Origin of the sequence: Synechococcus sp. R55.3 (assembly GCF_047461975.1) — a bacterium.
Taxonomy (GTDB): Bacteria; Cyanobacteriota; Cyanobacteriia; order Thermostichales; family Thermostichaceae; genus Thermostichus.
The window spans coordinates 1-7,383 of the sequence record NZ_JANSIG010000115.1 but is presented as its reverse complement, the minus strand read 5'-3'; the positions used below and the strand labels follow the sequence as shown (position 1 = coordinate 7,383).

Sequence of the window (7,383 nt, the reverse complement as noted above, 5' to 3'; positions counted from 1 at the left end):
CCAGGAACTTCTTGAGTTTTCTCTATCTCGTCAGTGCTCTCTTTTGGCTCAAATGAAAGATCAACACAACCTAGTTTAAATCAAAATGACCATCAAAACCTAGCCGATAAAACGATCCAGAGCCCGCTGCAACTCTTCCAGCTCCACCTCGATATTGCCGGTCTCGATGGCATGGCGGATGCAGTGGCGAATGTGATCGTCCAAAATCAGCCGCGCCACCCGATCCAGCGCTCCCTTGACGGCGGCAATTTGCAGCAGCACATCTGGACAAGGCTGATCCTGCTCGATCATGGAGCGGATCCCGTGCACATGCCCTTCGATGCGAGCCAAGCGGTTGATCAACTTGCGCCGAGACTGGGGATCATGATGGTGAGGCTGGGCCCGCCCAGGCAGCGGCGGCTTTTCCAGCGCCAGCTCCCACTCCTCCTCCCAATCGGGTTCTGAAGGGAGCGGCGGAACGGAATGAGATCGAAGTGGGGGAACGGGATCCGACATAAAAAGGGCAAAGGACTGCCTGCATGATACCGCTTGGTTTTCCCCGGGAACGATGGGGTACTCTACAATAGGAAAAGATGTGAAATTTTGTAAAACCTCTCATACTTTGGCTCCATGACCTCTGTGCTCTCCCCCTTTGGCCCTGTAGAAGCGGATCTGGAGCGTTTACGCCAGAACCTGACGCGGTTGGTGAGTGCCAAGCACCCCATTCTGGCCATGGCTGCCGAACATCTGTTTTCGGCGGGAGGGAAAGGGATCCGGCCAGCCATTGTGCTCCTCATCGCCCGCGCCACCACCCCAGATGGAGAGATTACCCCACGGCATTGGCGCTTGGCAGAGATTACTGAGATGATCCACACGGCCAGCTTGGTTCACGACGATGTGATTGATGCTGCCGATGTGCGACGGGGCATCGATACGGTGAATACCCTCTTCGACAATCGGATAGCCGTGCTGGCGGGGGATTACCTCTTCGGCCAAGCTGCTTGGTACTTGGCCAATCTGGACAACCTGGAGGTAGTGAAGCTCCTTTCCAAAGTAATCATGGATTTGCCGGAGGGAGAGGTGCGCCAGAGCCTCACCCGCTTCGACCCGGATGTGTCGATGGAAGACTACCTGGCCAAGAGCTTCTACAAAACGGCCTCCCTCATGTCCGGCAGTTCCAAGGCTGCTGGCCTGCTGAGCGGGGTTAGCGAGGAAGTGGCGGATCGCCTGTTCGATTTTGGGCGGGATCTGGGCATTGCTTTTCAGATCGTCGATGATCTGTTGGATTTCACCGCTTCGGCAGAGACGCTTGGCAAGCCTGTGGGATCCGACCTCATCCAGGGCAACCTCACTGCACCCGTTCTGTTTGCCCTAGAGGAATTTCCCCAGATGCGAGAGCTCATTCTCAGGGAGCTGTCCAACCCGCAAGACCTGAAGCAGGCCCTGGAGTGGGTGTATCAAAGCGAAGGGATCCCACGCTCTCGTCAGTTGGCCCGCGACTATGCCCAGCGGGCTGCCGAAGCGCTGTATAGCCTGCCGGACTCTGTGGCGCGCCGTGCTTTGTTTCAGATGGTGGACTATGTGCTGGAGCGGCTGCACTGAGCAGTCCCGACAGGGTCAAGCTGGCTTTCTACCGGGCTGTGTTGCCCAACACTTGGGCCTCTGAAAGAAGCTCAGGATATTCTGGCGGGGCAAAAAAGTGTAGGCGATTCGGGGGCCAAAAGCGAAAAATGGTGTTGCCGATGATGTTTTCTTCCGGCAAGAAACCCCACACATGGGAGTCTTGGCTGTCGTTGCGGTTATCCCCCATCACAAAATAGGAGCGGGGAGGAACCACGAATTCGGATCCCTGATTGGGAACTCCAGGACAGCGCTCGCCAGGGCAAGAATAGTCGGGGGGGGCATAGATGTAGTCTTCCCGCAGCGGGATCCCGTTGATGATGACCTCACCGTTGGCGATGCGAATGCGATCTCCCGGCAGGCCGATCACCCGCTTGATGTAGGCCCCGTCGAAGTTCAGTTTGGCGGGAGGGTTGAAAACAATAATATCGCCTCGTCTGGGCGAACCAAAGCGGTAGCTGACCTTTTCCACCACCAGCCGATCCCCTTCTTCCAGAGTGGGCAGCATCGAATCGGAGGGGATCCAACGCGCCTCTGCCACAAAGGTGCGAATGCCGAAGGCCAGCAACAGAGCCAGCACCACCGTCAGAAGGTTTTCCCGTTGCGCCTGCCACCAGCTGCGGGATCCCGAGCTGGCAGGGGTTTCCCCTGATGGCGACTGGGGCTTGGGCAGAGGAGTTGGATCTTTTGACGGCATGGAAGCTAACGAACAAGACTTCACGATCTCAAGATTACCGCACCCAATCCAGGGCAGCAGAATGGGAGGCCCTCCCATTAAACCCCTGCCGGAGAGACGAATAGCCGGCAATAGCATAGGATGGGTATTCTGGTGTACCGTACTCGCGACTGTCAGCCTCCATGACGATTTCAACGGAAGAGCGCCTAGAGCGGGTCGAGCGCCTGGTCGAGGCCAATAGCCAAGCAATAGCTCGTCTCACCCAACAACAAGAGGAAGTTTTGAGGCGGATCGATCGGCTCTCAGGGGATAGCGAAAAACTCTCGGAGCGGATTGAAAAGCTCTCGGGCGATGTCGAAAAGCTCTCGAGCGATGTCGAAAAGCTCTCAGGTGATGTCGAAAAGCTCACTTTTAAGTTCGACACCTCACAAACCATCGGGGAACGGCTGGAACGTCTAGCCACCAGCCTGATTGCCGGTGCCACCATCAGCATCATTGCCGGAGTGATTTTGGTGCTGCTGCGGGAGGGATCCCGTTGAAGGGATGTTACTCGGGGCTGGTTTTGGGGGGTCAACTGCCGGAATTGAGTTTTTCCCAGTCCTGCTGGTGGATGGCGATCATCTGGGCTTGGGCTTGAATAGCTGCCAACACCTCCGTCATCAGGGGCCAGTCGCTCCGCGGCGGACTGGGGTACTGCTTAAGCTTGTCAACTGTGTTGCTGAGAGCACTTTGCAATTGTTGCAGCAGTTGATAGGTCTGTTGGGCCAAAGCTAGGGTCTCAGAGACGCGGAGGTTATTCTGGCCTTGTTGATATTTCTGGAGAGCTTCCCCTCGCAGGATGCTCAAGATGGCCCCTTCTCTAGAGGCGGCAGTCTGGCCACTTTTGGAGCGCTGCGGTATGATGCGCAACTGCAACACCAGTGGCTCCCCCCGGTACATCCGCTCCACCTCTGCCTGCTGCGGCTCCCCGATCAACTCCGGATCCAGCGCCATCATCCGCTTCATGGCGGTGATCAACTTCGCTCGTATGGACTCGGAGAGATCTTTGAACAGATCCCGCAAAATCCCCTGCTGGCGGTAGCGCACTCGACAAGAAGGCCCCTCTTGAGGCTCCACGAAAATTTGCTCGGCTTTCTCATCCAAAGCCCGCCGCAGCATCGAGTTGAGCAACTGCTGCACTGTCTCTTCTGATTCGTCGGCGGGGACGGACGGAGGCTGGGTTGGCCTCAACTGCGTGGGTGGCCCCGACACGGGAGCAGGAACCTCCCGAGTCACCCGGTTGGCTTGGGCCTGGAGGCGCAGCCGCTCCACCTCTGCCGGGTCGGGGGGATGGCTGAAGTAGTAGGCAATTAAATCCTGCTGCTGCTGAGCGGTGAGAGGGATTGGCTGGACGGAAATCTGGGAATAGGCCAGCATCTTGCTCACATAGTCCAGCGCCGCCAAATCCTGGGGATCCACCATGCCCAAGATGAGGCTGTCGGTATCCAGGGCCAAGGGAACAACTTGGTAGTAAATGCAGATCTCCACCGGCAAGTACTGGGCAATTAGAGCCGGCACTCGCGCCCGGTCAACAAGGGAGTGTTGTCCCACCGCCAGAGAGGCATCTGGATCAGTCATGGCAAGCCCGGAGTGGATCCCGCACAGGCGAGACGTCGCTACCTGATCATAGAGTAAAGCCTACACCCTCGCGGCCTGAGGCCCATGGCATCCTGGCTCATCTGACCGGCGTAAATTGAATAATGTAATACTAGGGGTATTCTCCTCTACACCCAAAGCAGTAAAGCCTTGTTAAGTCTTGGAGTTAACATCGACCACATTGCCACCCTTCGACAGGCACGCCGCACGGTGGAGCCGGATCCGGTAGCGGCAGCGGTGATTGCCGAGCTGGCGGGGGCAGATGGCATTACGGTGCACTTGCGCGAGGATCGCCGTCACATTCAAGATCGGGATGTGCGGCTGCTGCGGCAAACTGTGCGCACCCACCTCAACCTGGAGATGGCAGCCACCGATGAGATGGTGGCGATTGCCCTGGAGGTCAAGCCCGACTACGTCACTTTGGTTCCCGAGCGGCGGGAGGAGATCACCACCGAAGGTGGGTTGGATGTGGCGGGGCAGGTGTCGCGCCTCAGGGATGTGGTCGGCCAACTGCAGGGATCCGGCATTCCCGTCAGCTTGTTTATCGACCCGGATCCGACCCAAGTTGCTGCTGCTGCCCAAGTGGGAGCCCGCTGGGTGGAGCTCCACACGGGGCGCTACGCAGAAGCCTCATCCGAAGCTCAGCGGCAGGTGGAACTTGACCACCTGGAAAAGGCCAGCCAACAGGCTCTTCAGCTGGGCTTGCGGGTGAATGCGGGACATGGTCTTACCTACTGGAATGTCGGCCCAGTGGCGCGGATCCCTGGCATGGAGGAGCTGAACATCGGCCACAGCATTATCAGTCGAGCGGTGCTGGTGGGGCTGGATCGGGCGGTGCGAGAGATGCGTCAGGCGATGGGACTAAGCTGAGGAGCAGGCCCGGCATGAACTCGGAATACTACGGCTACGAAAACTACGTTCTGGATCAGGCGGAGATTGAGCGCCTGTTGGATCTGCTGCCAGCCAGTATGCGGGAGAGTGTGAAGATCTTGCCCGCCTCGGAACGGCAAACGGTGGTGATCAAAGGCCGTCGGCAAATGCCCTGGGAACGGCAGATGCGGCTGTTCATCAAGCCCTACGAGTGGCGGCAATTTACCCCCCTGCAGCGGGCGGGGCTGTTCCTGCACAAGGTGGGCTACTACAGTCGGGCGGTGTCGCGGCAGATCGACTTTTACCTGGCCATAGCAGCTCTGGGGGGGTTGAGCTTGATCTTCGAGGCCGTACAACAGGATCCCGTGGGAGCAACCGTTTCGGGGGGTTTGAGTGGCTTGGCCCTCTGGCAGTTGCGCCGCGACCAAACCAATGACCGTCGTCTGTTGGCTGCTGACGCCTATGCGGTGGATCGCCTGGTGTTGCGCGGGATCCCGCGGCTGCAGGCGGTGGAGGCCCTAGGGCAGGCGCTGCATGTGGAGGCCCGTCTGGAGGGGCGCTCGGGCAATGATCTGCTGGACATGTTGCGCTACCAAAACCTCAAGCGGCTGGCCCAGCGTCCGGCGGAAGACATTGTGTTGAGCTAATCCCGGGTAGAGATGCTTTCTCCCTCGCGGCTGGGATCCCAGGCGGGCCGGTGGGGCCGCCATCTGCTGCAAGTGGCGGTGACCGATTCCACCAATCGGCTGCTCTTGGACTGGGGCCGTCGGTTCCCACAGCCGCTGCCAGTGGGCACAGTTTTGGTCAGCACCCGCCAACGGGCTGGGCAAGGTCAACATGGGCGGGTGTGGCACTCGGAGCCGGGGGGACTATACCTGTCCGTTTGGCTGGGATCCCCGCCTTTGCATTACTCGCTGCTGGAACTGACCCTGGCCTTGGGCTGGGGCATTGCGGGCCGTTTACGGCAAAACCTTGGGATCCCGCTGCGGCTGAAATGGCCCAACGATTTGGTGGTGGTGGACGAGCAGCGCCCGGATTCTCTGCTCAAGCTGGGGGGGATCCTGGTGCAAAGCCGCTTTGGGGGGAGCGGGCAACTGCTGGGGTTGGTGGCCGGTGTGGGGGTGAATGTCAACAACCCCGTTCCCATTGGGGCAATCACCTTAGCCCAAATTTTGGGATCCCCTCTGCACCGCTCACTCGACCGCACCGAGATTGCCGGCTGGGTTCTGCAGGGGATGGAGCAGGGATTCCACGTCTGGTTGCAAGGGGGATTTGCCCCCGTTCGCTCAGAGTACGAAGCCTGGATGGTCAAGCCGCAAGTCCAATGGCTCGAAAGGGGGACTAGCCTCACGATCTTGGGCCTTGCCGAGGATGGAAGGGTGCGAGTACAAACACAAGGGGAGCGACATCTGCAACAGCAGCAATCCATCCGGACGCTTACACCCGACCAAGTTCGCTTGAGCTATCACATGCCGGCGGGCGATAGCCTGTAATTTCTCTTGTGTTTTTTATGTGGCCTGTGTTGAACTCGGTGATGAAGCTTTTGGTTATGGCAGCGCGCCTTTTCTCCCCCCGAGCTCGGCGGCTGCGCTTTTGGCTGAAGCTGGGGCTGGCTCTGCTCTGGTTTTATCCCACTGCTCTGCTGGCCCAAACCCAACCAACCCCTTTGCCCCCGCCGCCCATGGTGGAACCGGCCCTAGACACGCCTGGGGCAGCAGCCCTGCTGCTGGATGGAGCCATTCCTTTACGAGAGGGCAGCCCTGCGACCCTTGAGGCAGAAACCCGCCCAGAGACGGTAGTAGGCCGCGAGATCGTGATTGAGCCCCAGAAGAACCATGACCTGGTTCCCCATGCTCAGCCTGAAGGTGGGGTGCCGGTGGTGCTGATGGAACGCAGCTCCGGTCGCCGCATCATTCTCGCCCCCGGCCAAGAGATTCGCATCGAGGATCCCAGCCAGCCCCAAGCTCCTGAACCGCAAACGCCAAGGTTGCCTGAACTGGCGGCAGGTGACGAACGACTGCTCTACCCCCTACCTCACCCGGTGCCGATTACTTCTGGATTTGGCATGCGAATTCACCCCATCCGCGGAGAGCCAGAGTTTCATGCCGGGGTGGATTTGGGGGCCAGCATGGGCACGCCGATCCTGGCCTCTTTAAGCGGCAAGGTGGTTACATCGGGATCCTTGGGGGGTCTGGGGATCACCGTTGTGCTGGAGCATGCCGGCGGTCGGCGCACTCGCTATGGCCACATGTCCGAAGTTGCTGTAACACCGGGGGAAGTGGTAGAGCGGGGATCCGTCATCGGCTATGTGGGGGCGACCGGAGCGGTAACTGGGCCGCACCTCCACTTTGAGCTGTGGAAGCGGGCGGTGGGGCAAGGTTGGGTGGTTCTGGACGCCACAGATGATCTGAAGGTTGCTGTTGCCCAGCTGCCGGGTTAGCCAGAGCCGGCTTGGGTTAGCATAGGTGGGCGGGCTCCAACTGGAATGCTGGCGCAGGTAACCAGTTGGGTCATGCAGGTTTTGCGGACGTGGCGGAACGGCAGACGCGCTAGACTTAGGATCTAGTGCCGCAAGGCGTAAGGGTTCAAGTCCCTTCGTCCGC

The 7,383-nt window shown here is 59.3% G+C and carries 9 protein-coding genes and 1 tRNA gene; 7 read left to right on the top strand and 3 right to left on the bottom strand.

Annotated elements, in window-relative coordinates; translation table 11 throughout:
* Nucleotides 1–99 precede the first annotated feature (99 nt).
* Nucleotides 100–495, bottom strand: a complete 396-nt coding sequence (locus NW849_RS13420; RefSeq protein ID WP_414358242.1) for a metal-sensing transcriptional repressor — start codon at nt 493–495, stop codon at nt 100–102.
* Nucleotides 496–609: 114 nt separating this feature from the next.
* On the opposite strand from NW849_RS13420, the gene sds reads away from it, so the two are divergent.
* Nucleotides 610–1,581 carry a solanesyl diphosphate synthase gene (sds, locus tag NW849_RS13415; RefSeq protein WP_414358241.1) on the top strand — a complete coding sequence of 324 codons (972 nt, stop codon included), beginning with the start codon at nt 610–612 and terminating at the stop codon, nt 1,579–1,581.
* Nucleotides 1,582–1,609: 28 nt separating this feature from the next.
* Here the strand turns inward: sds and lepB are convergent, their stop codons facing one another.
* A complete protein-coding gene (gene lepB / locus NW849_RS13410; protein WP_414358239.1) occupies nt 1,610–2,296 on the bottom strand; it encodes a signal peptidase I in 687 nt (228 codons plus the stop codon).
* A gap of 161 nt (nt 2,297–2,457) precedes the next feature.
* On the opposite strand from lepB, the gene NW849_RS13405 reads away from it, so the two are divergent.
* The gene (locus tag NW849_RS13405; RefSeq protein WP_414358236.1) at nt 2,458–2,814 is read left to right on the top strand and encodes a hypothetical protein; all 357 of its coding nucleotides are present in this window, start codon (nt 2,458–2,460) and stop codon (nt 2,812–2,814) included.
* Between the two features lie 31 nt (nt 2,815–2,845).
* Here NW849_RS13405 and NW849_RS13400 read toward each other — a convergent pair whose 3' ends face one another.
* Nucleotides 2,846–3,892, bottom strand: coding sequence for a hypothetical protein (locus tag NW849_RS13400; RefSeq protein WP_414341703.1), 1,047 nt, complete (start codon nt 3,890–3,892; stop codon nt 2,846–2,848).
* Between the two features lie 168 nt (nt 3,893–4,060).
* On the opposite strand from NW849_RS13400, the gene NW849_RS13395 reads away from it, so the two are divergent.
* The 5 genes from NW849_RS13395 (at nt 4,061) to NW849_RS13375 (ending at nt 7,383) form a co-directional block, all read left to right on the top strand.
* A complete protein-coding gene (locus NW849_RS13395) occupies nt 4,061–4,780 on the top strand; it encodes a pyridoxine 5'-phosphate synthase (protein WP_414358234.1) in 720 nt (239 codons plus the stop codon).
* 14 nt (nt 4,781–4,794) lie between these two features.
* Nucleotides 4,795–5,427, top strand: coding sequence for a DUF3318 domain-containing protein (locus NW849_RS13390; RefSeq protein WP_011432111.1), 633 nt, complete (start codon nt 4,795–4,797; stop codon nt 5,425–5,427).
* 12 nt (nt 5,428–5,439) lie between these two features.
* The gene (locus NW849_RS13385) at nt 5,440–6,273 is read left to right on the top strand and encodes a biotin--[acetyl-CoA-carboxylase] ligase (protein WP_414358233.1); all 834 of its coding nucleotides are present in this window, start codon (nt 5,440–5,442) and stop codon (nt 6,271–6,273) included.
* 56 nt (nt 6,274–6,329) lie between these two features.
* Complete coding sequence (locus tag NW849_RS13380; protein WP_414358231.1) at nt 6,330–7,220, top strand: M23 family metallopeptidase; 891 nt, start codon at nt 6,330–6,332, stop codon at nt 7,218–7,220.
* 83 nt (nt 7,221–7,303) lie between these two features.
* Nucleotides 7,304–7,383, top strand: a tRNA-Leu gene (locus tag NW849_RS13375).